Source organism: Flavobacterium sp. (genome assembly GCF_027484705.1).
In the GTDB taxonomy this organism is placed as follows: Bacteria; Bacteroidota; Bacteroidia; order Flavobacteriales; family Flavobacteriaceae; genus Flavobacterium.
Window position 1 is genome coordinate 38713 of the sequence record NZ_JAIXSL010000019.1, and the last position, 25664, is coordinate 64376.

Sequence of the window (25664 nt, forward strand, 5' to 3'; positions counted from 1 at the left end):
AGGATTCATAGCGCAAAAACAGGAGCTAGCCGAAAATCCTTTTCAGAGTAAGCGATTAACAGATTCAAAATGAAAAAACAATTACTTATTCTATTTTTCGGTTTATTCAGTTTCGTGCTTACCGCACAGAATGCGGGCGATATTGATGCGACATTCCCGATTGGAAATTCCATAAATGCCAATGGCAACACCAGGGCTCTGGCGATTCAAAGCGATGGAAAAACCATAGCGGTGGGCAGTTTCTATGACTTTTCAGGATCGGGTTCTAACGGTATAGCGAGGCTTAATTTAGACGGAACGCGTGATGTCACATTCAATACGGGGTCAGGGTTTAACGATGTTGCAACGTGTTTGGCGATTCAACCTGATGGAAAAATTGTTGTGGCCGGTGCTTTTACTTCATTCGATGGTACGGCAGCCAATCATATTGTTCGTTTGAATAGCAATGGTTCTGTTGACACTTCCTTCAATTCGGGCTCGGGATTTAATAATAGTATTTATGCCATGGCTATGCAGTCTGATGGTAAAATCATTTTGGGTGGTGACTTTACGACTTACAATGGAGCATCAGCCATAAGAATCATCCGTTTAAATACCGACGGAACTGCCGACACCAATTTTAACTCAGGAACGGGATGCGATGCTACGGTACTTGCTTTGCTGCCGCAACCCGATGGTAAAATTATACTAGGAGGTCTTTTTGTTTCCTACAACGGAACAGTGGTTAATAATATAGTAAGGATAGCAGCTGACGGCACTATCGAATTTTATGGTGCTGGATGTACAGGAGGTATTTATAGCATGGCATTTCAACCTGATGGGAAACTGGTTTTAGTAGGTAATTTTACCGTTTTTGCCGGCTTTCCTGAAAGTCATATTGTTCGCTTGAATAGTGATGCCACAATTGACACTTCCTTTGTTACCGGAAGTGCTTTTGACGGATTTGTTCGTCGCGTAGCCATTGAGCCTGATGGGAAAATTACTTTAGGAGGGAATTTCACTTCCTATAATGGCATTACTTCTAACGGAATTATTCGATTAAATGCCGATGGCTCGAATGACACTTCATTTGTTACTGGCACCGGATTTAATGCAGGAGTCTTAGCGATTGCTATTCGATTCGACGGGAAGACAGTTGTTGGCGGATTGTCTAATTTTTACAATGGTTTCGCAAATTCTGGTGTTTTGAGATTGAATGCTGATGGAACAAAAGACGTTTCATTCAACCCCGGATTATTTATTGCCAATAGTTTCGTGAATGCGGTATCGCTTCAAACGGATGGTAAAATTTTGGTTGCAGGGGAATTCAATTCGTATTTCGGAAGCCAATCCAACAGGATTATCAGACTCAATCAAGCAGACGGATCGAAAGATGTAACTTTTAATACAGGAACAGGCTTTAATGGCGCGCCTTATTGTATGGTAGTTCAATCAGATGGAAAAATACTCGTTGGTGGTTCTTTTTCAAGATGCAACGAAATCACATCAAATGGCATCGCGCGTTTGAATGCGGATGGATTATTGGACGTTTCATTTCAATCAGGAACTGCTTTTAACGCGGATATTTATGCGCTAGCTGTTCAATCCGACGGCAAAATTATAGCAGGAGGCGCTTTCACCACCTACAACGGAACGGCTTCTAAAAAAATAATCCGCCTAAATACTGATGGATCAATTGATACGTCTTTTGTAGTAGGAACAGGTTTTAATAATGATGTTTGGTCTATGGTCATACAATCCGATGGAAAGGTATTAATCGGAGGCGCTTTTACGAGTTATAACGGAGTGAGTTCCACACGAATCATTCGATTGAATGCCGACGGGACAAAAGACAATTCGTTTGTCACAGGATTGGGATTCAACGCCATAATCAACAACTTACTGGTTCAACCAGACAATAAAATTGTTGTGGCAGGAAAATTCACCTTATACAACGGAGGCACGTTCAACAGGATTGCCCGTTTAAATTCGGACGGCACCACAGACACTTCTTTCCTCACAGGCACAGCTTTCGACGCAGATGTGTTGACGCTGGCCAGACAAACCAACGGAAAAATTCTTGCCGGAGGTTCATTTACAGTTTACAACGGAACCACTGCGAATCATATGCTTCGTTTAAACGCAGACGGAACCAACGATACTTCTTTCGTAACAGGCACAGGAAACAATGATGCCGTTCGTGCGATCGCCATACAATCGGATCGAAAAATAATTGCGGCAGGCCAGTTCTGGAGTTACAACAGCAATTTCTCAAACCGCATTGTCCGTCTCACCGGCGATTCTTTTTTAGCATCTACAGCTTTTTGGAAAATGTCATTTTCAATCTATCCGAATCCGGTTGCGGAATTGCTGCATTTGAATTTTGCCGGATTGAATACCGCAAATGCTTATGAAATGTTCGATGTCTCTGGAAAGAAAGTGGCTTCGGGAGTTTTTGATGAAAATCAAATCAATGTGAGTGCTTTGAAACAGGGTATTTATATTCTGAAGATTCAAAGCGAGAATGCTGTCTGGACGGAGAAGTTTACCAAAATGTAATTTTTTTTAAAGAGTAAATTAAGCCTGACTCTCATCTGTCGGGCTTTTTTATTTTCACCAAATTAAATTTATACCCAACCTTCGCGAATCGCTTTGGCAATCATTTGCGCAATACTTTTTGAGGCTGTTTTTTGCAGCAATTTTTTGCGGTAGGTTTCAATCGTGAGCAATGTCAAGCCTAACGTCAATGCAATTTCTTTACTGACTTTGCCTTCAATCAGCAGGTTGATGATTTGTTTTTCGCGTTTCGACAGGAAAGAAGAAACCACGAATTTTTGCGCTACATCAACATTGATGTAAGAAGGTTCTCCGTCAATCCCTATGATGGAAAGCAAAGGTTTCCCCGCTGTTTTTATATGGGAAATATCGGTGTGGACACACAATGATTTTAATAAGCTGCCATCCTGATCATGTTCCAGAACAATCACTTGTTGCAGGATGCGAATATAATCGCCATTGCTTTTTTGGATTCTGTAATCGTATCTCGATTTGTAACGGGTCACCTTTTCAGCGGGCAATGTTTTAAAAAAGTCAGACATAGCTTGTTCAAAATTCATAAAATAAGGCAAATCTTCCGGATGAATTTTTTCTAGAAGAACCCCAATGGTTAAATCGCCTGGTTTTATTCCGATAACTTCTTCCGCTGTAGGACTCACATAAATAAATTCACCGTCATAAACGTCTAGAATGATGTAATAAAATTCACCAACATGAAAAACATTGAGTAGTTTTTTATGAACGTCTAAATCAAACGCTAAAACCTTTTTTGATTTATTTTCGGTAGAAATCACTTTCCAAATATTCTGAACTTCAGTAATAGCAGACAACGAGGTCTTTTTAGACATTTAGTTTGTTGTTTAATTTGATTTAAAACAAGCTGTAAATATCTTCAAGGAATGAAAAGCAATGAAAAATTTAAAGAGGGAATTAAATGCTAAATAATGAATTAAATATACACTATTAACAAGGATTTAGAGACAAACAACTGTTAAATTAATTAGCGAACACTAACTCAGCCAATAAACGACCATCACAGCCGGAATAAAATAAATCACGATCGTTCTGGCGCCATCGTAATCTTTCGCCAAACGTTGGCCGAACAGCAACATAATCAGAGTGATACATGAGAAAATACCGCCATACAAACCGAAAACCCTACCGTTATTGACCATCAGCTCAATGCCGCCGACCACACACAAAACACCTGAAATCAATTCCAAAATCAAAACATGGAATAATGCCAACGGAACATGGTTCTTCAAACGGGTTTTCGCAAAATGTTCTTTAAGCCAGGACACGTTGCCTTTCCAATCCATGACTTTGTCGTAACCCGACTGGAGGAACGTGACGGCAAGAAAAGCCAGAATCAGGATTGAAGCGATATTGAACATAAGTTTATTTTTTATGAATGAGACGCGTGAGTTTGATCGACAAATCGGTTAAGATGATTTTCGCGTTACCGTTGCGCTCGATATGATACATCGCATCGGAAAGTTCCTTGAAAATCTCACTGATATTATTGCCATTGACGAATGGTGCGAAATTCTCTAGTTTAAATTTTTCAATTTTAGGCTCCATATACACCAGACTTGTCGCCTGATAATTGAGTAATAAAGCCTGTCTGAACAGATCGATGCAATAGCTGAGGAATTTCTTTTGGGTTTCACGGCCCAAGCCTGCAATTTGTTCGCTCCATGAAATCAAATCCTGAATCGCAGCGGCATTTCCTTTGGCGCGGAAAGCGGCGCGTACCCAATCGACGAACCATTTTTCAAAAACAACATCTTCGCCAGTTTCTTGCAAAAGTTGTATGGCTTTGTTGAAATTGCCCTGCGACTGGTGCGCCAATCTCGTAGCGGTTCTCGGATCAACCTGGTGACGCGAAATTAAAGCTTCCGCAATGATTTTTTCAGGCAAGGCGTTGAACTGCAAAACCTGACAACGCGAAAGAATGGTTTGGATAATGTCTTCTTCGTTTTCAGCAATCAGGATGAAAAGGGTTTTGTCGGATGGTTCTTCAAGCAATTTCAGCAGTTTGTTTGATGCGGCGATATTCATTTTTTCGGCCATCCAGATGATCATAATCTTATAACCGCCTTCGTAAGATTTCAGTGCTAGAGATTTCAAGATTTCCTGCGCATCTTCCACACGGATTTCGCCCTGTTTGTTCTGAACGCCTAAAAGTTGGTACCAATCGAAGAGGCTTCCATAAGGATTTTCCGCCAGAAACGAACGCCAGTCTGCAATGAAATCAAGGCTTTTGGGTTTGGTCTTGACATCTTCAGTAGTCACGGTCGGATAAATAAAATGCAGATCCGGATGAGAAAAAGACTGGAATTTCAGATTACACGAGTCATTTCCGCCGGAATTTTCATTTCCGGTATTGTGACATAAAATGAATTGCGCATAAGCCACTGCCATTGCGAGCGTGCCACTGCCTTCCGGCCCGACAAACAACTGCGCATGCGGAATTCTCCCCGAAAACGCACTCGTCGTCAGATGGTTTTTGATGTAATCCTGTCCTAAAATTTCTGAAAATAGCATGAGCAAATATAACGGAAAGTTGTCAAGAGCCAAAGTTTATTACAGACAGTATCGGTTTGTTGCGGTTTTTTCTCCAAAAGTTTTAAATCGTATATTTGTGCCATATTTTTAAAACCAAAAATTATGAAAACGCTGGCTGACTTCCATTTCAAAAATAAAAAAGCTTTAATCCGCGTAGATTTCAACGTGCCTTTAGATGAAAATTTTAACGTGACGGATGCCACGAGAATCGAAGCTGCCAAACCAACGATTGATAAAATTCTAGCCGATGGTGGAAGTGTCATCCTGATGTCGCATCTCGGCAGACCCAAAGGCGTTGAAGCCAAATATTCTTTGAAGCATATCGTCAAAAAAGCGTCTGAAGTTTTAGGCGTTGAGGTCAAATTCGCTGAAGATTGCATCGGTGATGTTGCTAAAAAAGCGGCAGCCGATTTAAAACCAGGTGAAGTTTTGTTGTTAGAAAATCTGCGTTTTCATTCCGAAGAAGAAGCCGGAGATGTAGCGTTTTCAAAAGAGCTTGCTTCTTTAGGCGACATTTATGTGAACGATGCATTTGGTACGGCGCACAGAGCACATGCGTCCACCACAATTATTGCGCAATTTTTCCCGAATGAAAAATGCTTCGGAATGTTATTGGCCAAAGAAATTGAAAGCCTCAACAAAGTTTTGAAAAACAGCGAAAAACCAGTAACAGCTGTTTTGGGCGGTTCAAAAGTGTCTTCTAAAATTACCGTCATTGAAAATATTTTGGATAAAGTTGATCATATGATTATCGGCGGCGGCATGACGTTCACTTTCGTGAAAGCGCTCGGCGGCAAAATCGGAGATTCCATCTGTGAAGATGATAAACAAGAACTCGCGTTGGAAATTTTGAGATTGGCCAAAGAGAAAGGCGTTCAGATTCATATTCCTGTGGATGTTGTGGCAGCTGATGCTTTTTCAAATGATGCCCACACGCAAATCGTAGATGTCAATGCAATTCCTGACGGATGGCAAGGTTTGGATGCAGGTCCAAAATCGTTAGAGAATTTCAAAAAAGTAATCCTTGAATCAAAAACCATTTTGTGGAACGGACCGTTGGGTGTTTTTGAAATGCCAAAATTTGCCCACGGAACCATCGAACTAGGGAATTATATTGCGGAAGCTACCTCAAAAGGGGCGTTTTCGTTAGTTGGCGGTGGCGATTCGGTTTCAGCAGTAAAGCAATTCGGACTTGAACCTAAGATGAGTTACGTATCAACCGGCGGTGGTGCCATGCTCGAAATGCTCGAAGGAAGAACGCTTCCGGGGATCGCGGCAATCCTCGATGAAAATCACAATTAACACGACGAAAAACGAGAAAATACAATATTTAGCACAATTTTAAGTTATAAGATTAGATATCTTTGTTATAAGATTCTTATTTTTGCCGCGTGCAATGATTTGAAAAATAGCCAGTTGGAATTATTGATTCTTTCGGGATTTCATTTTAACTGCCTAATCCATAAGACTAAACAACAAGTTTTCTACCTACGGAAAGCGAAAAATATTACATATGAAATTAAAAAAAATCACATTAGCGGCGATCCTTCTTTTTGCGGCTCATGCCTTTGCCCAGGACTTCAGCGGCAAACCCCAAAGCAACATTTCGTATCTCGATTCCATCAAAAAAACATTCATTAAAGACAATATCGCTTCTTGCGTGGACAGCCTTTGGCTTAAGGAATTGACGAGTCTTGATTTGTACAACGATCTTGAAAGCGACATCAAAACGATCAATCTTGACCAGAAAGTAGAATACGAATTGCCAACGGAATTGCTCAAGGCGCGTTTGAAGGAAATGGATTCGAAATCTCCTTTCAACATCGAATACAACCAAGGTCTTGAGAACATCATCAAATCGTTTTTGAGAAACAGAAAGAAAGCTTATGAAAGATTGATGGCGATTTCGGAATATTATTTCCCTTTGTTTGAAGATGCTTTGGCGAAACAAAATGTGCCTTTGGAAATCAAATATCTGGCGGTTGTAGAATCGGCTTTGAACCCTAAAGCGGTTTCAAGAGTAGGCGCCACAGGACTTTGGCAGTTTATGTACCAGACCGGAAAACAATACAATTTGAATATTGATTCTTATGTTGATGACCGCAGCGATCCCTTAAAAGCGAGTGATGCAGCCGCCCAATACATGACCAATATGTACAAGATTTTCGGCGATTGGGATTTGGTGCTTGCGTCCTACAATTCAGGGCCGGGCAATGTAGCCAAAGCGATCAGACGTTCAGGCGGCCAGCAAAATTTCTGGAACATCAGAAAATACCTTCCGCAAGAAACCCAAGGTTATGTTCCTGCATTTTTGGCGACGATGTATATTTACGAATACCACAAAGAACACGGAATTGTCCCGAATCGCGCGCTTGTAAAACATTTTGCGACTGATACGATTATGATCAAAAAGCAGATGACGTTCAAACAGATTTCGGATTTGTTGGATGTTCCTGTTGCACAGTTACAAATGTTAAACCCGCAGTTTAAACTTAATGTGATTCCTGCTTATTTTGATACGAAGCATTTTTTGAGATTGCCATCTGAGAAGATTGCGGTGTTCACTTCTAATGAAGATAAAATTTATGCTTACGTTCAGCATGAAGCCGACCAGCGCGAAAAACCGTTTTCACGTTTTCAACAAGCCTGGGCTTCGCGTGATTCTTCTGCAACAGCGGAAAGTTATATGGTTTCCAAAACGAAATTCCATAAAGTCAGACGAGGTGATAACCTTAGTGAAATTGCAGATCGTTACGATGTTTCGATGTCTGACATCAAGAAATGGAACAAACTCAAGAGCAACAAAGCGCCTTTGGGAAGAAACTTAAAAATCATCACGACCGAAAGGGTTGCAGCCCGCGGGAAGAAAACAAAAGTGGATACGATTTCATTGGTTCCTAATAACAAAGCAGTTTCGTCCGCAGTAGCGGAAGTTACGGTAAAAGAACCGAAAGTTTATAAAGAAGAAAAAGTAGTTTCGTTTAAAGACGTGACCAAAACCCACAAAGTCAGAAAAGGTGATAGCCTTGGTGAGATTGCCGACAAATACGGCGTGGCGATGAGCGACATCAAAAAATGGAATAAACTCAGAAGCAACAATGTTCCGTTAGGGAAAAACTTAAAAATCATCACTAACGAAAGAGTCGTAACCACCGTTAGAAAATTAGTGAAATCAGAAGCAATTGCAGCGAATGAGAAATCTAAAAAAGACACGGAAACTGCTGAAGATTTCTACATTGTTGAAAAAGGAGATAATTTGTCTACGATTGCAAAGAAGTATAACGTTTCAATCGACGATTTGAAAAAATGGAACAACCTTCAGGACAACAACATCCAGTTGGAAAGCAAACTTAAAATCGCAGACATCAAAATCAACAATGATGAAGTTGCCGAAACAACTCCAAAAACAGAAATCAAAAACGTTGAATATACCGTACAACGTGGCGACAACTTAGGGGCGATTGCCAGAAAAAACAACGTAGCGGTTTCAGATCTTAGAGTTTGGAATGATTTGTCTGATGATAACATCCAATTGGGCGATAAACTAATTGTTGCAAAGAAACTGATTGTAGATAATAGTCAAGCATTAGCAGAGAAAAACAACAAAAAAGATAAAGCCAACAAAAACAACAGAGAAGATCATTATTACGTTCAAAAAGGCGATTCGCTGTTCAGCATTGCCAAAAAATATCCTGGCGTAACGGTTTCAGACATCAAAAAATGGAACGGAATCAACGGAAATTCCTTAAAACCCGGAATGAAGTTGAAAATAAACGGTTAATCTAAAAAATCTACATAAATTTAGGGCTTATTTCAGACTATGAAAAAAGCCCTTTTTTTTGTGCTTGGTTGTTCCGTTTTTTTCGGTTCGTGTATTAAAAAGCACGATCGGGAAAAGGAAAAAACTTCTGGAAAAATCAATACGATTTCCGTAATCATTGACGACCAACTCTGGAACGGAGAAGTTGGCGACAGTATCCGCAATAAGTTCGCCTCGCCCGTGATTGGCCTGCCGCAGGAAGAGCCGCTTTTCACCATCAACCAATATCCGATCAAATTGCTTGAAGGTTATATGAACAATTCGCGTAACATCATTGTGGTCAAGAAGGAAGCCGAAACCAAATTCGAGATTGTGGAGAATGAATACGCAAGCCCGCAAAATGTGATTCATATTTCAGGCAAAACCACCGCCGCGATTCTGGAACAGATTGAAACCAATACGCCAACAATCATCGAAAAAATGCGCGAAACGGAAATTGAAGAAAACCAGCGCATCATTGACACTTCGATGATCAACACCAAAAAAATCAGGCGGAAATTCAAAATCGATTTACACCTTCCGAAAGGTTACAATTATGTTTTGGAACGCCGCAAATTCATCTGGCTCAAAAAAGAAATCACGAGCGGCAATACGAGCATCCTGATTTATCAGATTCCACTATACCGTATCAACGGAAGCCGCGACGTGCTGGGCAGCATCATCAAAACCCGCGACTCGATTGGCAATTTATACATTCACGGAACAGCGAGAAATACGCAGATGGTTACTGAAGATTCGTATGCGCCGTATTTATTCCACATCAACATCAACGGAAAGGAAGCCTACGAAACCAAAGGCACCTGGGAACTTAAAAATGATTTCATGTCGGGTCCGTTCATCAATTACAGCATTTTAGATCGGGTCAACAGACGTGTAGTGGTTTTGGAAGGATTTTGCTACGATCCGTCGAAAGAAAAAAGGGATCTGATGTTTGAACTCGAAGCCATCATCAAATCGGTCGAATTTCAGCCAAAAGAAAAGAAAAAATAAAGCATGGATTTAAAATGGAAAATAAAGCGTTTTACGGAGCTTTCTGTAAACGAGCTATATGATTTGCTGCAATTGCGCAGCGAAGTCTTTGTCGTGGAGCAAAACTGCGTTTATCAGGACATCGACGGCAAAGACCGAAAGGCGTTGCATCTGATGGGCGAATACGATTCCAAAATTGTAGCCTATGCGAGATTATTTGCTGCGGGTGATTATTTTGAGGAAGCGTCGATAGGAAGGGTTGTAATTGGAACAAAATATCGCGATAGAAAATGGGGACACGAACTGATGCGAGAAGCGATTGTAGGCATTGAAGCAAATTTCCACACCAAAAAAATCACAATTTCAGCGCAACTATACCTGCAAAAATTTTACGAAAGTCATGGTTTTGAAGTGACAAGCGAAACGTATCTTGAAGATGATATTCCGCACATTCAGATGAAGATAAACTAATCTAAATCTTCGTAATCACCAATTCCACGCGGCGGTCATACTCAGAGCCTTTTCCCAACGGAACAGAATTTCCATACCCTTTGAAAGTCATTCTGGTTTTGGCGATTTTTTTAAAAGCAAGGTATTTATAAACCGATTCCGCTCGGTTGGAAGACAAGTTTCGTTTTCTGGTTTCGCGGTCAATGGCTTCTTTTTGGTAAGGCGGCGTGCAACACACATGGCCTTGAATCTCAAATTCCAGTTTGCGGTATTTCAGCAAAAGCTTAGCGATTTTATCGAGTTGGGTTTTGGCTTCGTACGTCAGTTTGCTGCTGCCGCGCTCGAACAAAAGGTTCTCAAGGTAGATGTGGTCGCCCACGATATGTTTTTTCTGAATACTCGTGTAAAACCCCGGAAGCTCAATTTTTGGAAGCGGCTTAAGGTTCAGCACCAAATCGACACGGCGGTTTTTGGAACGGCGTTCGGGCAGGTTTTCTACAACGTCATCATCAATGAGAATGCGGCCTTTGCCTTCAATAGTGACGATGATTTTATTCTTGATGCCGCTCGAAACGAGTTTTTCTTTAATCGTATTGGCGCGGTTCGAAGAAAGTTTGAAATTGTAGGCTTCTTTGCCGACATCATCGGTATAGCCAAAAATCTGAATCGATTCGATGCGTGTAGAATCGGTGTTTTTAATGAAATCCACTACGGCATTGCCCTGTTTTTCATCGAGATGGAATTTATCGAAATCAAAATAAACCGACTGAACGACTTCTTCCTGCGCGTACAAAAAACCACAAAGCAACAACGGTAAAAACCTAAAAAATCGAATCATTATTTTTTTAATATTTTGTTGTATTCAGAGGCGTTGCCAAGTATTGAAACGGCTTTTTTAACCTCAGAATTGTTTTTGATATAATATTGATACAAACCTTCTTTGTATTGGTATCTTTTGATGATCTCGTCCAAAATCAGGTTCTTGATTTCCTTTTGGTTCTGGTTCAGTTGCGTTTCTTCAGAGCGTTGGATGGCCGCCATCAATTGTTGGTATTCCGAGGCAATCGAAGCGTCTATTTTTTCTGCTTTAGCTGCGGTCAAAGTATTTTTCAAAGCCAATTCGGATTCGGAGTCAAAATTAAAGTTTTGTTTTTTCAAAAACGCCTTAAATTCGGTAAAATCCGCATCGGTTATCGTTGGAATGGTTGTGCCGAGGTTCGGATGTTTGTAATAATAATCGGTCACGAAATTGAAAATGCCATCATTTTTAACAAGTTTTTCTGTAATCGGGCTTAGTTTCGTTTCGTCCATTACAACATCAGGAAGGATTCCGCCGCCATCATAAACCGTTCTTCCGTTTTTGGTTTTGAAAGCATTATAATTCTCTGAAGTCGTGCGAATCGCATGGCCGTCTTTGTCTTTATGCGAATAATCAAGCGCCTGGATACAACGACCTGAAGGTGTATAATACCTAGAAATGGTGATTTTGATTTGCGTTCCGTAAGTCAAATCCACCGGGCGTTGCACCAAACCTTTTCCGAAACTTCTCGAGCCGATGATCACCGCACGGTCTAAATCCTGTAAAGCGCCCGAAACGATTTCCGAAGCTGAAGCACTTTTACTGTCGACAATAATTGCCAGCGGAATTTCAGTATCGATCGGTTCGCGGTTGGTTTTATAAGAATTGTTGTGTTTCTCGATTTTCGATTTGGTCGTCACGATGATTTCGTTTTTCGGCACAAACAAATTGCAGATGCTTACGGCTTCATTGAGCAAACCGCCCGGATTTCCGCGAAGGTCCAAAACGATTTTTTCGGCGCCATCTTTTTTGAGCTGTTCCAAAGCTTCTTTGGTTTCGAGTGCGGCTTTGGCGGTAAATTGCGTCAGTACGATATAGCCGGTTTTGTCATCGATTTTTCCGAAGAACGGTACGGCTTTGACTTCCACTTCGCCCAATATGATATCGGCAGTCGAGGTTTTGCCTTGGCGGATGTATTTGACAGTGATTTTTGTATTCTTCCCGCCGCGCAACAATTGCGACGCATCTTCTTTGAAGTCTTTCAGATTGACATCGCCGATTTGGATGATTTCGTCTCCGGCTTTGAGTCCGGCTTTGTCTGCAGGAAAGTTTTTGTAAGGTTCTTTGATGATGAGTTTGTCTTCTTTTCGGATCATCAACGCGCCAATTTCTGTGTATTCTCCGGTATTGTTGATTTTATATTTGACGACGTCCTGCTCGTTGAAGTAATTCGTATACGGATCGAGATCGGCCAACATGCTTTTGATGGCTTTGTCCATAAGTTCACCTGGATTGGTTTCATCCACATAATTGGCATTAACAGCTTTGAAAAGCGTCGTGAAGATTTCAATCTGTTTGGCGACCTCAAAAAAATCTTCTTTGAAACTAACGCCTACAAACAAAAATGCGCCGACAACCACAGGAATGATGTATTTCTTTTTAAGAACGGAACGCATGGCCATAGGTTTTACTAAATTTAGGTTTTTCGAGATTTCGAAATGCCTTCAAATATAAAAGTTTACCGATGAAAAACAATAGGAATTAAGATTTCGTTTTCATCTGCAACTTCATAGAAAATTATTCTTTCGGTTGCGATTGTATTTGAAGCAAAAATTTTTCGAACAACTGAATGGTTTTTTGATGAATTTCTTCATACGACAACCGATCGCTAGTTTGGTAAAACAACATGAAACCATGAGGTTTTTCAAGGCCATCCAACAACAAGTGTTTGTTCAGTCGAAAGGTTTCGCGCAACACTCTTTTGAAATAATTCCGATCGACGGCATGCTTGAAATGTTTTTTGGAAACCGATACGCCGACCGTGGTTTTGGCTTCGTTTTCATCATCGAGCGACACATACACCAAACGCAACGGATATTTCGAAACCGATTTGCCTTTCGAAAAAAGTAAATCAATCGTTTTTTTGCTCTTGAGCTTTTCGGATTTCGGATAGGTGAATCTCATGTTTGGGTTTGTCGTCACGCAAAGGTACGAAGCGATCCTAAAAAGCAACTGTTTAAATTTTATAATTTATGCTGTAAATTCTGTAACAGGTTTAGGACTTGTGGATTGTAATTTTACGATGTAATCCTAAAGCAACATCTGTTCAAAATATAAGCATGATCCGTGAGTTGAAGAAACAACTGCTGCCAATAAAGCGGATAGATTAAAAAGCCCTCAGCATAATAGTACTGAGGGCTTTTTCAATAGTGTTATTTTTTTACTTCGGGTTTTACTTCGGCAGGAAAAACGTTGTTGTCTTTTTTGACGTCAGCCATCAAACCGCTTGGATCGATGGTGATTTTTTTGATCGTTGATTTTGCTTTAGGAATTTCAAAAAAATAAGTAGGAGTGGCCCAAGCCCAATCGCCCAAAACGGTTCTTTTGACGGCAGGATCGGGATTTTCCTTTTCAAAACTCATCATGCGCAACGGAATGTAAAACGACTCTTTGGTTCCGTCGGAATATTCCACCAAAAGATCAATCGGCATGGGCATTCTTCCGATTCTTTCTAAAGTGACGCCGGTTCTTTGTACGCCATCGGTAGCGCCTTCAACATTTTTGATTCCGTAATCGATGGTGTTGGTGGTTTGCGTCCAGTCGGTCAGGTACCAATCGAGGTTGGCTCCGGAAACACGTTCTGCGGTTCTCTTGATATCGTTAGGCGTCGGATGTTTGAATTTAAAATCGTTGTAATATCGTTTCAGGGTTTTCATCAAGTTGTCCCGACCAATCAAATAAATCAATTGCGACAGGAAAATATCACCTTTGCTGTAAGAAGTGATGCTGTATACCTGATTGAAATCGAAACGGTCCGAATGTGTGCTTTGCGGCAATTCTTTTCCCGAATTCACCATGAAATAATAACCGTCGTAAGATCCCGAATGCGGGTTGTTTACTTTCTTTTCGGCAATTTCATTCATGCCTAAATCTTCGAGAAACGAAGTGAACCCTTCATCCATCCAGCCGTGTTTGCTTTCGTTTGAGGCCAAAACATGCTGAAACCACGAATGTGCCATTTCGTGCGCGATGACACCGATTAATCCGTCATAACTTCCTTCGCCCAAAATTAAAGTGCACATCGCGTATTCCATACCGCCATCGCCACCTTGAATTACGGAGTATTGGTCGTAAGGATATTTCCCGACAGTTTGATTGTAGAATTGCATCAAACGCGCGGTTTCAGGCTCAGCTTTCTTCCAGTTGTCGATGATTTTCGGATTGTTTTTATACAGAAAATGTAAGGTCGCTCCATTCGGAATCTGATACACATCATGCAGATAATTTTTATCAGCAGCCCAGGTAAAATCATGCACATTCGGCGCGATGAAATGCCAGGTTAGCGTTTTCGTTTTCTTGGGATAAGTTACCGTTACGCCCGCATCCTGATAGCCTTTCCCGATTTCATTTTTGTTTTGCAGGTAACCGCTTCCGCCGAGAACATAGTCTTTATCGATAGTAATATTAACATCGAAATTTCCCCAAACGCCATGGAATTCTCGCGCGATGTAAGGATCTGCGTGCCAGCCTTCAAAATCAAATTCAGCCATTTTCGGATACCATTGCGCCATCGAGAATTCGACACCTTCGGCGTTGTTTCTTCCGGAACGTCTGATTTGCACCGGAACTTGTCCGTCAAAATCTAATGTCAAGGTTGTTTTTGAATGCGGTAATAATGGTTTGGCTAACGTGACTTCGAGAATCGTTCCGACTTCTTTGGCGATGGCCGGAACGCCGTCTTGTTTGAAATTGGAAATCTTAAGGTAGCCGATTTCGTTAGGTTTCAATTTAGCGATGCGGCTTTCCTTGAAGTCTTTCCCATCGACCTTGATTTTGTTGACCATTCTACGATCAGGATCTGCGATGGATTGTACACGCGCATCCATCTCGCTTCCGGGTTGGAACGCGTTGTTGTACAAATGATAAAATACGCGTTTCAAAGTGTCGGGAGAATTGTTGGTATAAATTAATTCCTGATTTCCTTTGTATTGATAGGCTGCGGCATTCATCGTCACATTCATTTTGTAATCGACATGCTGCTGCCAATAATGGGAATCCTGTGAGAAAGCAAAAGTTGATACTAAGCAAAATGCGATTAAAGAAAGTGATTTCATCAGATAGCGTTTACGGTTTTAATAAAACAAAAATAAGCTTGAAGATACTTTCTCACAAGCTTATTTTTAATATTGAAAAATGAGGTGATTATCCTCGAACTTTTTTACGTTTTGGCTTTGGCGACATTTTTTCTGCCATTTTGAACGCATTGTAAGCATTGACCATTTTTCCAGAAGTTGACAAATCTGCGAAAGCTCTCACATCTTTTGGATCTCCACCAACTACGACTTTACCTTCGACTGGCGTTCCAGAATTCAGAAGAATGTATTTCACTTGTTTGGCGGTTAAATTCGGAAAGTAAGAACGGATTAGCGCGGCAACTCCGGCTACATTCGGTGACGCCATTGAAGTTCCTTGTTCGTATTTGTAGGTGTTGTTTGGCGTAGTAGCGAAGATTTCCATGCCCGGAGCATAAACGTCAACGTTAAGTTTTCCGTAGTTTGAAAACGGCGCAACTACTTTTTCACCGTATTCATAACCCAACGCACCGACAGTGATGACATTGCCTGCAAATTCAGTTTTCTTATCGTCGGAATCATTCGGGAAATTACTTTCCACATCAATGTCTTTGGCGTCGTTACCTGCTGCATGGACAATCAAAACGTCTTTCTTTTCGGCATATTTAATCGCGTCATAAACCCATTGTTTGTGTGGAGAAAAGCTTTTCCCAAAACTTCCGTTGATGACTTTAGCGCCATTATCCACGGCGTAACGTATACTTAGAGCGATGTCTTTATCGTATTCGTCACCATTAGGAACGGCGCGAACGGCCATGATTTCAACATTGTCTGCGATTCCGTCTCCTCCTAAATTGTTGTGTCTGCTTTGGGCGATAATCCCAGCAACGTGCGTTCCGTGTAAGGCGTCTTTTTTGTCTGGACCGTAAACCGTATTGTTTCCGTAATGGATATTGGTCATGTCATCAGCATTGTCACCGAGTACTTTTCTGCCGTCGAATTCTTTGTTGAGGTTGTAGTTGAGCATGTCATAAACCTGATTTTTGTACTCGTTCAGATTTTCATTAAATTCGGGACCAGCTTGGCCAATGATGCTCATCATCACTTGTTTGCTTCTGTTTAATGAAGCGTCCGTAGTTTCGATGGCTTTCACTTCTTCGAGCGTGTAATTATCTTTTTTGAGATAATCTTTAATCGCTTGGTTGGCTTTAAAAATAAAGTCTACTTGTTGCTTGCCCTGAAGGTTTTCCTGATACATTTTTTCGTATTCCTCTTTGGCGGCTTTGTATTCTGCGGAACCATCATCGGCTTTTTTCAGAATACGCGTCATTTCTAGGTTTTCATCCCCTGAATCGCCTAAGAAATTCCATCCGTGGATGTCATCGATATAACCGTTTTTATCATCATCGATTCCGTTTCCTGCGATTTCTTTTTTATTGGTCCAGATGACGTTTTTCAAATCCTCGTGATCGATGTCTACACCTGAATCCACAACGCCCACAATCACTTTTTTACTTTTTTTGCCTTTGGTGAGTTCGGCATAAACACGGTCAACGCTCATTCCGGGAATGCTGTCTTTGCTGAGGTCAAGATGACTCCATCTTTTCAATTGGTCGTCAGAAAGTTTCCCTTTTTTGGCACTGTAGCTCGTGCCTTGCGCTTGGATAGAGAATGAAACTGTTAAGCTTAACAGCATGGAATAACAAGCAGTTTTAATTACATTCATTTTAATAGTTTTTAAGTGAGCCAAAAATAATCAGGTTTTGTTTTAAAATGGGGTTTACTTAACATTAATTTAGTACGCAAGGTTGTTCAGCCTGAATCTGCTTCAGGTTTTATTGTAAAATGCTAATAAATCTTTCGTGAAGTGCTAAATAAAAAGCGACAGTACGAATTTAAAAGCGACGATAAAAAGCAGGGCCACTACGTATACTAATTTCAACATAATCTTTCGTTTAAGATTGACAGTTTTTAATGATTTTTTTCAAGGTTGCATTGAGGTTTTCCAACTCTTCTAAGGTGATTCCGGCTTGGGCTATTTTTCGGTTTTCAAGTACTAGACCCTGAACTTTATTGATGATATCTACTCCTTCAGGCGTTACTTTCAATATCGAAGTTCTGCGGTCTTTTGGGTTGACTTTTCGGTCGAGATATTTTGATTTTACCAGAAGTTCGATGATTCTTGTGATTGATGCATTGTCCTTGAAGGCTTTCTCTGCGATTTGCTGTTGTGACAAGTCCGGATTTTCCATCAATACTTTAATCACAAGCCATTGATCGACCGTAATTTTGAAACCATGCTCGCGCAATTTTTTTTGGGAATAGACGCGATAGGTGCGGATGGCTTTGTCTAGCAAATAAAAATTGATGGTTTCGAGTCTTTCCATGGCGTAAAAATAGAAATGTTTTTTAGAAATTGATATGTCAAATAAATTTTTAACATAAAAAAATTTCCCTTTAATTGGTTGATGGTCAAAAAGGTAATTAGGAATTTCCTTTTTTTGTCCAGATTTCTTTTTGGGAGCAATGAAACTCTAATTGAAATGTCAGGGCGATCAAGATCAAATTTTGAAAGATACATTTACACCACAGACCAACAGATTACAGTAAATTAAAACAAAAAAAAATTTAAAAGATGTCTTTCGTGCGTATAACTTCTTTCAGCCGGACGCCTCGTTCGGTTCGTTCGACAGTGATGATTTCGTTGTGTGCATCATGCTCTAAAAACAGATGATAATTATGGTCCGCTGCGGCATTCATGAATTTCTCTTTTTCAGGCAAAGTCAACAGCGGTCGCGTATCATAACCCATGACATAAGGCAAAGGAATGTGCCCGGCAGTCGGCAATAAATCAGCCATGAAACAAATCGTTTTGCCTTGGTATTTAATGTGGGGGATCATCATTTTTTCCGTATGGCCATCAACAAAGAAAATCCCAAATCCTAATTCCGTTTCGGAAAGAAAATCACCATTCGCCCTTTGGATAAAATGCAACTGCCCGCTTTCCTCCATCGGTAAAATATTTTCAGAAAGGAACGAAGCTTTTTCTCTGGCGTTGGGTTTTGTAGCCCATTCCCAATGGTTTTCATTGGTCCAGAATCTGGCATTTTTAAAAGCGACTTCATAACCTGTCCGGTCTTGATTCCACTGCACGCTTCCGCCACAATGATCGAAATGCAAATGCGTCATAAAAACGTCGGTAATATCATCCCTGTGGAAACCATAATTTGCCAGAGATTTGTCAAGACTGTGCGTTCCCCAAAGCGAGTAATAGCCGAAAAATTTTTCCGATTGCTTGTTTCCCAAACCCGTATCAATCAGAATCAGCCGATTGCCATCTTCTATCAATAAACACCTTGCCGCAATATCAATAAGATTGTTCTGATCGGCCGGATTGGTCTTGTTCCAGATGGTTTTAGGCACCACGCCGAACATGGCTCCGCCGTCTAATTTGAAATTACCGGATTCAATAGGATAAAGTTTCATGTGAGTTGCTTTCAAAAATGAGTCGCCAAATTACTAAAATCCGTTTGTTTTAAAAGCCTAAATCAGAATTTTCTATGTTAATATTATATTTAAAAATACTACGCCTATTAGCAAAAAGTATATTTTAGTTTATCTTTGCCGTTAATTTAGACAAAATCAACACAAGCTATGATTCAGGTATCCGATACTGCAAGCAAAAAAATTATAGAGATGATGAAAGACGACGGTTTTGACGCTGCGAAGGACTATGTTCGCGTCGGTGTCAAAAGCGGAGGTTGTTCTGGATTGTCTTATGAATTGAAATTCGACAAAGAAATAGGCGAAACCGATAAAATCTTTGAAGTCAACCACGTCAAAATAGCCGTAGAAAAAAAATCATTCCTCTACCTAGCCGGAACCATTCTCGAATTCTCAGGCGGGCTTAACGGAAAAGGTTTTGTGTTCAATAATCCCAATGCAAGCAGGACTTGCGGTTGTGGCGAATCGTTTTCATTATAAACAAAAAATTATGTCAAAATATACCGAAGACGATCTCAAAATTGAACTCGAAAATAAAGAATACGAGTACGGTTTTTATACCGATATCGAATCGGATACGTTTCCCGTAGGCTTAAACGAAGATATCGTCCGCGCCATTTCGCTTCGTAAAGAAGAGCCACAATGGATGACTGATTGGCGTATTGAAGCGTTTCGCGCCTGGAAAGAAATGACCGAACCGGAATGGGCGAACGTACATTACGAAAAACCAGATTTTCAGGCAATTTCTTACTATTCGGCACCAAAAAGCAAAAGCAAATATGCAAGCTTGGATGAAGTCGATCCGGAATTGCTTGAAACCTTCAAAAAGCTAGGGATTTCAATTGATGAACAAAAAATGCTCAGCGGCGTCGCGATGGATATTGTAGTCGATTCGGTTTCAGTAGCCACGACTTTCAAGAAAACTTTAGGCGAAAAAGGAATTATTTTTTGTTCGATTTCAGAAGCCATCCGCGAATATCCTGATTTGGTTCAAAAATATCTCGGAACCGTTGTTCCTCAAAAAGACAATTTCTACGCAGCGTTAAATTCGGCTGTATTTTCTGACGGTTCGTTCTGCTACATTCCAAAAGGCGTTCGTTGCCCGATGGAGCTTTCTACATATTTCCGAATCAACCAAGCCGGAACCGGACAATTCGAAAGAACGTTGGTCATTGCCGATGAAGGAAGCTACGTTTCGTATCTCGAAGGTTGTACCGCGCCAAGCCGTGACGAAAACCAATTGCACGCAGCAGTTGTTGAGCTTATCGCTTTGGATGACGCCGAAATCAAATATTCGACCGTGCAAAACTGGTATCCAGGAAATAAAGAAGGAAAAGGCGGCGTATTCAACTTCGTAACTAAAAGAGGTTTGTGCGAGAAAAACGCTAAAATTTCATGGACGCAAGTCGAAACCGGTTCAGCAGTAACATGGAAATATCCATCGTGCGTGCTTAAAGGCGACAATTCCGTAGGTGAATTCTACTCGATTGCCGTAACGAATAATTTTCAGCAAGCCGATACCGGAACGAAAATGATTCATTTAGGCAAAAACACAAAATCAACGATTATCTCTAAAGGAATTTCAGCCGGAAAATCGCAAAACAGTTACCGTGGTTTGGTTCAGATCGGCGCTCGTGCAGAAAACGCAAGAAACTTCTCGCAATGCGATTCGCTGTTGATGGGAAACAATTGCGGCGCACACACATTTCCGTACATCGAAAGTAAAAATCCAACCGCCAAAATCGAACACGAAGCCACGACTTCAAAAATCGGAGAAGATCAGGTGTTTTATTGCAATCAACGTGGAATCCCAACCGAGAAAGCGATTGCCTTAATCGTAAATGGTTTCAGCAAAGACGTACTCAATAAATTACCAATGGAATTTGCCGTAGAAGCTCAAAAATTACTTGAAATTTCACTCGAAGGCAGCGTCGGTTAATCAATAATAAAAATCACATTTTATAATGTTACACATCAAAAATCTACACGCGAGTGTTGAAGACAAAGAAATATTAAAAGGCATCAACCTTGAAGTCAAAGCTGGAGAAGTACACGCAATCATGGGGCCGAACGGTTCCGGAAAAAGTACACTTTCTGCCGTTATTGCCGGGAATGAAAACTACGAAGTTACACAAGGCGAAGTGTTTCTCGATGGCGAAGATTTGGCTGATTTGGCTCCGGAAGAACGCGCACACAAAGGCGTTTTTCTTTCGTTTCAATATCCCGTGGAAATTCCGGGCGTTTCGGTCACGAACTTCATGAGAACCGCGATCAACGAAACCAGAAAAGCCAACGGCAAAGAAGAAATGCCTGCGAACGAAATGCTCAAACTGATCCGCGAAAAATCAGAATTGCTTGAAATCGATCGTAAATTCTTGTCGCGTTCTTTAAATGAAGGATTTTCAGGCGGCGAGAAAAAACGCAACGAGATTTTCCAAATGGCGATGCTCGAACCGAAACTCGCGATTCTCGACGAAACCGATTCAGGACTTGATATCGACGCATTAAGAATTGTCGCGAATGGTGTCAACAAACTCAAAAGCGAGAAAAACGCGGTCATCGTGATCACGCACTATCAAAGACTTTTGGATTATATTGTTCCGGATTTCGTCCACGTTTTATACAACGGAAAAATCGTGAAATCAGGCGGGAAAGAACTCGCTTACGAACTTGAGGAAAAAGGATACGACTGGATTAAAGCCGAGAACTAAAATGGAACTGAAAGAAAAACTCATCGCATCCTTCATGGCTTTTGAAGAACAAGTCGATGTCAATGCTGATTTGCACGACATCCGAACTTCAGCTTTCAAGAACTTCGAAGCCAAAGGTTTTCCGACCAAAAAAGAAGAAGCCTGGAAATATACTTCGCTGAACGCATTGCTCAAAAACGACTTTTCGGTGTTTCCAAAACATGAGAATGCCGTCGAATTCGCCGATGTCAAAAAATATTTCTTGCACGAAATTGACACTTATAAAGTAGTCTTTATCGACGGCGTATTCAGTTCGTTTTTATCTTCGACGACGCACGATGGTGTCGATGTTTGCCTGATGTCTTCAGCGCTCAACAAGCCGAAATACAAAATGATCATCGACAAATATTTCAACCAGGTGGCGAGCAAAGACGAAAGCCTGACTTCGTTGAACACCGCTTTTGCGAGCGAAGGCGCTTACATCAACATCCCTAAAAGCAAAGTGACTGACAAGCCGATAGAAATCATGTATTTCTCGACCGGAAACGAAGCGGCGCTTATGGTGCAACCACGAAACTTGATTATTGTGGGTGAAAATTCGCACGTACAAATCATCGAAAGACACCAAAGCCTCAACGAAAATGCGGTTTTGACGAATTCTGTCACCGAAATATTCGCGCAGAAAAGAGCGATTGTCGATTTGTATAAAATCCAGAACGACAACCATTCGGCCTCGCTGATCGATAACACTTATGTGTCGCAGCAACAGGAAAGCCACGTACATGTCAACACGTTCAGTTTTGGTGGCAACCTCACGAGAAACAACCTCAATTTTTACCACCACGGTGAACGCATCGAAAGCCATCTCAACGGCATCACGATCATTGGCGAAAAACAACACGTAGACCATTACACTTTGGTGCATCACGCGCAGCCCAATTGTGAAAGTTTCCAGGATTACAAAGGCATTTTTTCCGGTAATTCGACAGGTGTTTTCAACGGAAAAATCTTCGTAGAAAAAGAAGCGCAAAAAACCAACGCGTTCCAGAAAAGTAACAATATTTTATTGAGCGATAAGGCCACGATCAACGCCAAACCACAACTCGAGATTTTTGCAGATGACGTCAAATGTTCGCACGGATGCACGATTGGGCAACTTGATGAAACCGCGATGTTTTACATGCAATCACGCGGCATTCCGAAAAAAGAAGCCAAAGCATTATTGATGTATGCGTTCTCGAATGCCGTCATTGAAAGCATCAAAATACCGGAACTCAAGCAAAGAATCACTAAGATTATCGCAACAAAATTGGGCGTAAAAATCGGATTTGATTTGTAGTTTTTTAGGAGCTGGTTCCCGCTATCCGCTACAAGTCCTCGCTGCGCTGTGGGCTTTTCACTACTATCAGGGCTAGGTGTATGCATAATGCTAGAAGTTTTATTTTCTAATCGAAGAATAATAAATACCTGAAGTCCACAGGACTTCCTCCTCTTAATATCAAATTATCGGGGCTAGGGTTTTGTCTTGCATTGAACCTCAATTTATTAACAAGTCTTTGTCACAATTCTTACTGTTTTAAACTACTTTTGTACGTAGAATTTTCTTAAAAAAGCTATGCTAGACATTCATAAAATAAGAGCCGAATTTCCGATACTTTCCCAAAAAATCAATGGCAAACCGCTCGTTTATTTTGACAACGGCGCCACTTCGCAAAAACCACAAATCGTTATTGACGCGATTTCAAAATATTACACTGAAATCAACGCAAACATCCATCGTGGTGTGCATACGTTAAGCCAAATGGCCACCGATGCTTACGAGGTTTCCAGAAAAAAAATCCAGCAACATATTAATGCCAAACACGCTCACGAAGTCATTTTCACTTCGGGAACCACGCACAGCATCAATGCCGTAGCGAATGGTTTCACTTCCAGCTTAAAGGCAGGCGATGAGGTATTGGTTTCTGCGCTCGAACACCACAGCAATATTGTGCCCTGGCAAATGCTTTGCGAAAGAACCGGAGCGACCTTAAAAGTCATTCCGATGAATCAAGACGGCGAATTGATTCAAAGCGAATATGAAAAATTATTATCAACGAACACTAAAATCGTAGCGGTAAACCATATCTCAAATGCTTTGGGAACGATCAATCCGATTGCTGAAATGATTCAAAAAGCGCATACTGTTGGAGCAGCAATCTTAATCGATGGCGCGCAAGCAGTACCGCATTTAAAACCCGATGTTCAAAAACTCGATTGCGATTTCTATGTATTCTCCGGACATAAAATCTGCGGCCCAACCGGCACGGGAATTCTTTATGGAAAAGAAGCGTGGCTCAACAAATTGCCACCTTACCAAGGCGGCGGCGAAATGATTGCCACTGTCACTTTCGAAAAAACAACTTACGCCGATTTGCCGCATAAATTTGAAGCAGGAACGCCGAATATTGCAGGCGGAATCGTACTCGGAACCGCAATAGATTACCTCAATAATATAGGTTTTGAAAACATAGCGGAGTATGAACATCTATTGCTCGAATACGCCACCCAAAAATTACTCGAAATCGACGGGCTCAAAATTTTTGGCACCGCAAAACAAAAAACTTCCGTAATTTCGTTTAACATTGAAGGCATTCATCCGTACGACATCGGAACCATCATCGATAAAAAAGGAATTGCCGTAAGAACCGGCCACCATTGCGCGCAGCCGATTATGGATTTTTATAAAATACCGGGAACGATCCGCGCTTCGTTCGCCTTTTACAACACCAAAGAAGAAATTGACATCATGGTCGATGCGATTCAGAAAGCCAAAGCCATGTTGATTTAATACTATAGCTTATGAAAATTATCTCACTACTTTTTTTGACCATTTTTTTGGGAAAAGGATGCAATGCTGAGCAAAAACAAGATATTGAAACAGCGAAGATTGAATATACCGCCAATACGCGTGGTTTTTTCCAGAAGATAGTCGTACAGAACCAGAAATTTGGTGTGTCGAAAGAGCGCAATAATGAGAATCCGACGGTAGACCAGAAAATTTCTAATGCTGACTGGAAAAAAATCATCGATGCGTTTCAGGAAGTCGATTTAGAAGGCATTCCAACCTTCAAAGGTCCGACTGAAAAAAGATTTTATGACGGTGCTGCGATTGCGAATTTGAAAATCACTTATCAGGGAAAAACCTATAGTTCACAATCATTCGATCATAACAACCCGCCGGTGGAACTGGAAAAATTGGTCAACAAGATAACGCTTTTAGCACTACCGCAATAATGAGCATCAAAACAATACAAGAAGAAATTATCGATGAGTTTTCGATGTTTGATGATTGGGACGAGCGTTTTCAGTACGTCATCGATTTGGGAAAAACACTTCCGCTAATTGAAGAAAAGTATAAGATAGAAGAAAACACGATTAAAGGTTGCCAATCTAAAGTTTGGTTGCATGGCGAAGAAACCGATGGAAAAATAATTTTCACCTCGGATAGTGATGCGATCATCACCAAAGGCATCATCGCGATTCTGATTCGTGTGTTCTCCAACCAGAAAGCCAAAGATATTTTAGAAGCGGATACGAAATTTATAGACGAAATTGGTCTTAAGGAACAATTGTCGCCGACACGAGCCAACGGATTGGTCTCAATGATCAAACAAATCAAAATGTATGCACTCGCGTACGATTCAAAAAAATAACATTATGGAACAAGCAATAGACACCAACTTACTCGGCGAGGAAATCGTCAAAAAACTCAAAACCATTTACGACCCTGAAATTCCGGTCGATATCTACGAACTCGGTTTGATTTACGATGTGATGGTCAATGAGGATTATGAAGTAAAAATCCTGATGACGCTGACTTCCCCCAACTGTCCGGTTGCAGAAACTTTACCACGCGAAGTAGAGGAAAAAGTAAAAGCGATCGAGCATGTTAAAGGCGCTGAAGTTGAAATCACTTTCGATCCGCCTTGGAGCAAGGACCTGATGAGTGAAGAAGCTAAATTAGAACTGGGAATGTTGTAAAAGACTACATATTA

General features: G+C 40.9%; 23 protein-coding genes. 13 read left to right on the forward strand and 10 right to left on the reverse strand.

Annotated features, from left to right (window positions below; translation table 11 throughout):
- Window positions 1–69: 69 nt before the first annotated feature.
- Window positions 70–2538: a T9SS type A sorting domain-containing protein gene (locus Q0058_RS11825; protein ID WP_298224183.1), complete on the forward strand. Its 2469-nt coding sequence runs from the start codon at window positions 70–72 to the stop codon at window positions 2536–2538.
- A 68-nt stretch (window positions 2539–2606) separates the two neighbouring features.
- Here the strand turns inward: Q0058_RS11825 and Q0058_RS11830 are convergent, their stop codons facing one another.
- From Q0058_RS11830 to Q0058_RS11840, 3 genes are all read right to left on the reverse strand, one after another.
- Window positions 2607–3383 (reverse strand): LuxR C-terminal-related transcriptional regulator, encoded by a 777-nt coding sequence (locus Q0058_RS11830; protein ID WP_298224185.1) that lies wholly within the window; start codon window positions 3381–3383, stop codon window positions 2607–2609.
- 162 nt (window positions 3384–3545) lie between these two features.
- Complete coding sequence (locus Q0058_RS11835; RefSeq protein ID WP_298224187.1) at window positions 3546–3929, reverse strand: DoxX family protein; 384 nt, start codon at window positions 3927–3929, stop codon at window positions 3546–3548.
- Window positions 3930–3933: 4 nt separating this feature from the next.
- A complete protein-coding gene (locus Q0058_RS11840; RefSeq protein ID WP_298224190.1) occupies window positions 3934–5082 on the reverse strand; it encodes a DNA polymerase III subunit delta' in 1149 nt (382 codons plus the stop codon).
- A gap of 123 nt (window positions 5083–5205) precedes the next feature.
- On the opposite strand from Q0058_RS11840, the gene Q0058_RS11845 reads away from it, so the two are divergent.
- The 4 genes from Q0058_RS11845 (at window position 5206) to Q0058_RS11860 (ending at window position 10363) form a co-directional block, all read left to right on the forward strand.
- Window positions 5206–6405 (forward strand): phosphoglycerate kinase, encoded by a 1200-nt coding sequence (locus tag Q0058_RS11845; protein ID WP_298224192.1) that lies wholly within the window; start codon window positions 5206–5208, stop codon window positions 6403–6405.
- A 211-nt stretch (window positions 6406–6616) separates the two neighbouring features.
- Window positions 6617–8884, forward strand: a complete 2268-nt coding sequence (locus Q0058_RS11850; protein ID WP_298224194.1) for a LysM peptidoglycan-binding domain-containing protein — start codon at window positions 6617–6619, stop codon at window positions 8882–8884.
- Window positions 8885–8923: 39 nt separating this feature from the next.
- Window positions 8924–9913 carry a DUF4837 family protein gene (locus Q0058_RS11855; protein ID WP_298224196.1) on the forward strand — a complete coding sequence of 330 codons (990 nt, stop codon included), beginning with the start codon at window positions 8924–8926 and terminating at the stop codon, window positions 9911–9913.
- A gap of 3 nt (window positions 9914–9916) precedes the next feature.
- A complete protein-coding gene (locus Q0058_RS11860; RefSeq protein WP_298224198.1) occupies window positions 9917–10363 on the forward strand; it encodes a GNAT family N-acetyltransferase in 447 nt (148 codons plus the stop codon).
- Window position 10364: 1 nt separating this feature from the next.
- On the opposite strand, the gene Q0058_RS11865 is transcribed toward Q0058_RS11860, so the two are convergent.
- From Q0058_RS11865 to Q0058_RS11895, 7 genes are all read right to left on the reverse strand, one after another.
- Window positions 10365–11180, reverse strand: a complete 816-nt coding sequence (locus Q0058_RS11865; RefSeq protein ID WP_298224200.1) for an OmpA family protein — start codon at window positions 11178–11180, stop codon at window positions 10365–10367.
- The gene (locus Q0058_RS11870) at window positions 11180–12817 is read right to left on the reverse strand and encodes a S41 family peptidase (RefSeq protein WP_298224202.1); all 1638 of its coding nucleotides are present in this window, start codon (window positions 12815–12817) and stop codon (window positions 11180–11182) included. Before Q0058_RS11870 ends, Q0058_RS11865 begins: the two co-directional genes overlap by 1 nt.
- A gap of 121 nt (window positions 12818–12938) precedes the next feature.
- Window positions 12939–13325: a ribonuclease P protein component gene (gene rnpA, locus Q0058_RS11875; RefSeq protein WP_298224204.1), complete on the reverse strand. Its 387-nt coding sequence runs from the start codon at window positions 13323–13325 to the stop codon at window positions 12939–12941.
- 248 nt (window positions 13326–13573) lie between these two features.
- Entirely contained in the window at window positions 13574–15475 is a 1902-nt protein-coding gene (locus Q0058_RS11880; RefSeq protein ID WP_298224206.1) for a M1 family metallopeptidase, read from the reverse strand.
- Window positions 15476–15563: 88 nt separating this feature from the next.
- Window positions 15564–17159, reverse strand: a complete 1596-nt coding sequence (locus Q0058_RS11885) for a S8 family peptidase (protein WP_298224208.1) — start codon at window positions 17157–17159, stop codon at window positions 15564–15566.
- Between the two features lie 229 nt (window positions 17160–17388).
- Window positions 17389–17820, reverse strand: a complete 432-nt coding sequence (locus Q0058_RS11890) for a MarR family transcriptional regulator (protein WP_298224210.1) — start codon at window positions 17818–17820, stop codon at window positions 17389–17391.
- Between the two features lie 241 nt (window positions 17821–18061).
- A complete protein-coding gene (locus tag Q0058_RS11895; RefSeq protein WP_298224212.1) occupies window positions 18062–18919 on the reverse strand; it encodes an MBL fold metallo-hydrolase in 858 nt (285 codons plus the stop codon).
- 168 nt (window positions 18920–19087) lie between these two features.
- On the opposite strand from Q0058_RS11895, the gene Q0058_RS11900 reads away from it, so the two are divergent.
- The 8 genes from Q0058_RS11900 (at window position 19088) to Q0058_RS11935 (ending at window position 25650) form a co-directional block, all read left to right on the forward strand.
- Window positions 19088–19417: an iron-sulfur cluster assembly accessory protein gene (locus Q0058_RS11900; protein WP_298224214.1), complete on the forward strand. Its 330-nt coding sequence runs from the start codon at window positions 19088–19090 to the stop codon at window positions 19415–19417.
- A 10-nt stretch (window positions 19418–19427) separates the two neighbouring features.
- On the forward strand, window positions 19428–20876 hold the full coding sequence (gene sufB / locus Q0058_RS11905) for a Fe-S cluster assembly protein SufB (protein WP_298224217.1): 1449 nt from the start codon (window positions 19428–19430) through the stop codon (window positions 20874–20876).
- Window positions 20877–20901: 25 nt separating this feature from the next.
- Entirely contained in the window at window positions 20902–21648 is a 747-nt protein-coding gene (sufC, locus tag Q0058_RS11910; RefSeq protein WP_298224219.1) for a Fe-S cluster assembly ATPase SufC, read from the forward strand.
- Window position 21649: 1 nt separating this feature from the next.
- Window positions 21650–22966 (forward strand): Fe-S cluster assembly protein SufD, encoded by a 1317-nt coding sequence (gene sufD, locus Q0058_RS11915; RefSeq protein ID WP_298224221.1) that lies wholly within the window; start codon window positions 21650–21652, stop codon window positions 22964–22966.
- Window positions 22967–23242: 276 nt separating this feature from the next.
- Window positions 23243–24457 (forward strand): cysteine desulfurase, encoded by a 1215-nt coding sequence (locus Q0058_RS11920; RefSeq protein ID WP_298224223.1) that lies wholly within the window; start codon window positions 23243–23245, stop codon window positions 24455–24457.
- An 11-nt stretch (window positions 24458–24468) separates the two neighbouring features.
- Window positions 24469–24903, forward strand: a complete 435-nt coding sequence (locus Q0058_RS11925) for a hypothetical protein (protein ID WP_298224225.1) — start codon at window positions 24469–24471, stop codon at window positions 24901–24903.
- Window positions 24903–25322, forward strand: a complete 420-nt coding sequence (locus Q0058_RS11930) for a SufE family protein (protein ID WP_298224226.1) — start codon at window positions 24903–24905, stop codon at window positions 25320–25322. Before Q0058_RS11925 ends, Q0058_RS11930 begins: the two co-directional genes overlap by 1 nt.
- A 4-nt stretch (window positions 25323–25326) precedes the next feature.
- Window positions 25327–25650, forward strand: a complete 324-nt coding sequence (locus Q0058_RS11935) for an SUF system Fe-S cluster assembly protein (protein ID WP_298224228.1) — start codon at window positions 25327–25329, stop codon at window positions 25648–25650.
- Window positions 25651–25664: the final 14 nt, after the last annotated feature.

Coding starts and splice junctions, on each gene's coding strand:
- sufC (WP_298224219.1), top strand. CDS start 20,902: ATGTTACACATCAAAAATCTACACGCGAGTGTTGAAGACAAAGAAATA.
- sufB (WP_298224217.1), top strand. CDS start 19,428: ATGTCAAAATATACCGAAGACGATCTCAAAATTGAACTCGAAAATAAA.
- sufD (WP_298224221.1), top strand. CDS start 21,650: ATGGAACTGAAAGAAAAACTCATCGCATCCTTCATGGCTTTTGAAGAA.
- Q0058_RS11900 (WP_298224214.1), top strand. CDS start 19,088: ATGATTCAGGTATCCGATACTGCAAGCAAAAAAATTATAGAGATGATG.
- Q0058_RS11895 (WP_298224212.1), bottom strand. CDS start 18,919: ATGAAACTTTATCCTATTGAATCCGGTAATTTCAAATTAGACGGCGGA.
- Q0058_RS11860 (WP_298224198.1), top strand. CDS start 9,917: ATGGATTTAAAATGGAAAATAAAGCGTTTTACGGAGCTTTCTGTAAAC.
- Q0058_RS11880 (WP_298224206.1), bottom strand. CDS start 15,475: ATGAAATCACTTTCTTTAATCGCATTTTGCTTAGTATCAACTTTTGCT.
- Q0058_RS11865 (WP_298224200.1), bottom strand. CDS start 11,180: ATGATTCGATTTTTTAGGTTTTTACCGTTGTTGCTTTGTGGTTTTTTG.
- Q0058_RS11835 (WP_298224187.1), bottom strand. CDS start 3,929: ATGTTCAATATCGCTTCAATCCTGATTCTGGCTTTTCTTGCCGTCACG.
- Q0058_RS11925 (WP_298224225.1), top strand. CDS start 24,469: ATGAAAATTATCTCACTACTTTTTTTGACCATTTTTTTGGGAAAAGGA.
- Q0058_RS11825 (WP_298224183.1), top strand. CDS start 70: ATGAAAAAACAATTACTTATTCTATTTTTCGGTTTATTCAGTTTCGTG.
- Q0058_RS11855 (WP_298224196.1), top strand. CDS start 8,924: ATGAAAAAAGCCCTTTTTTTTGTGCTTGGTTGTTCCGTTTTTTTCGGT.
- Q0058_RS11935 (WP_298224228.1), top strand. CDS start 25,327: ATGGAACAAGCAATAGACACCAACTTACTCGGCGAGGAAATCGTCAAA.
- Q0058_RS11870 (WP_298224202.1), bottom strand. CDS start 12,817: ATGCGTTCCGTTCTTAAAAAGAAATACATCATTCCTGTGGTTGTCGGC.
- Q0058_RS11850 (WP_298224194.1), top strand. CDS start 6,617: ATGAAATTAAAAAAAATCACATTAGCGGCGATCCTTCTTTTTGCGGCT.
- Q0058_RS11930 (WP_298224226.1), top strand. CDS start 24,903: ATGAGCATCAAAACAATACAAGAAGAAATTATCGATGAGTTTTCGATG.
- Q0058_RS11920 (WP_298224223.1), top strand. CDS start 23,243: ATGCTAGACATTCATAAAATAAGAGCCGAATTTCCGATACTTTCCCAA.
- Q0058_RS11885 (WP_298224208.1), bottom strand. CDS start 17,159: ATGAATGTAATTAAAACTGCTTGTTATTCCATGCTGTTAAGCTTAACA.
- Q0058_RS11840 (WP_298224190.1), bottom strand. CDS start 5,082: ATGCTATTTTCAGAAATTTTAGGACAGGATTACATCAAAAACCATCTG.
- rnpA (WP_298224204.1), bottom strand. CDS start 13,325: ATGAGATTCACCTATCCGAAATCCGAAAAGCTCAAGAGCAAAAAAACG.
- Q0058_RS11890 (WP_298224210.1), bottom strand. CDS start 17,820: ATGGAAAGACTCGAAACCATCAATTTTTATTTGCTAGACAAAGCCATC.
- Q0058_RS11830 (WP_298224185.1), bottom strand. CDS start 3,383: ATGTCTAAAAAGACCTCGTTGTCTGCTATTACTGAAGTTCAGAATATT.
- Q0058_RS11845 (WP_298224192.1), top strand. CDS start 5,206: ATGAAAACGCTGGCTGACTTCCATTTCAAAAATAAAAAAGCTTTAATC.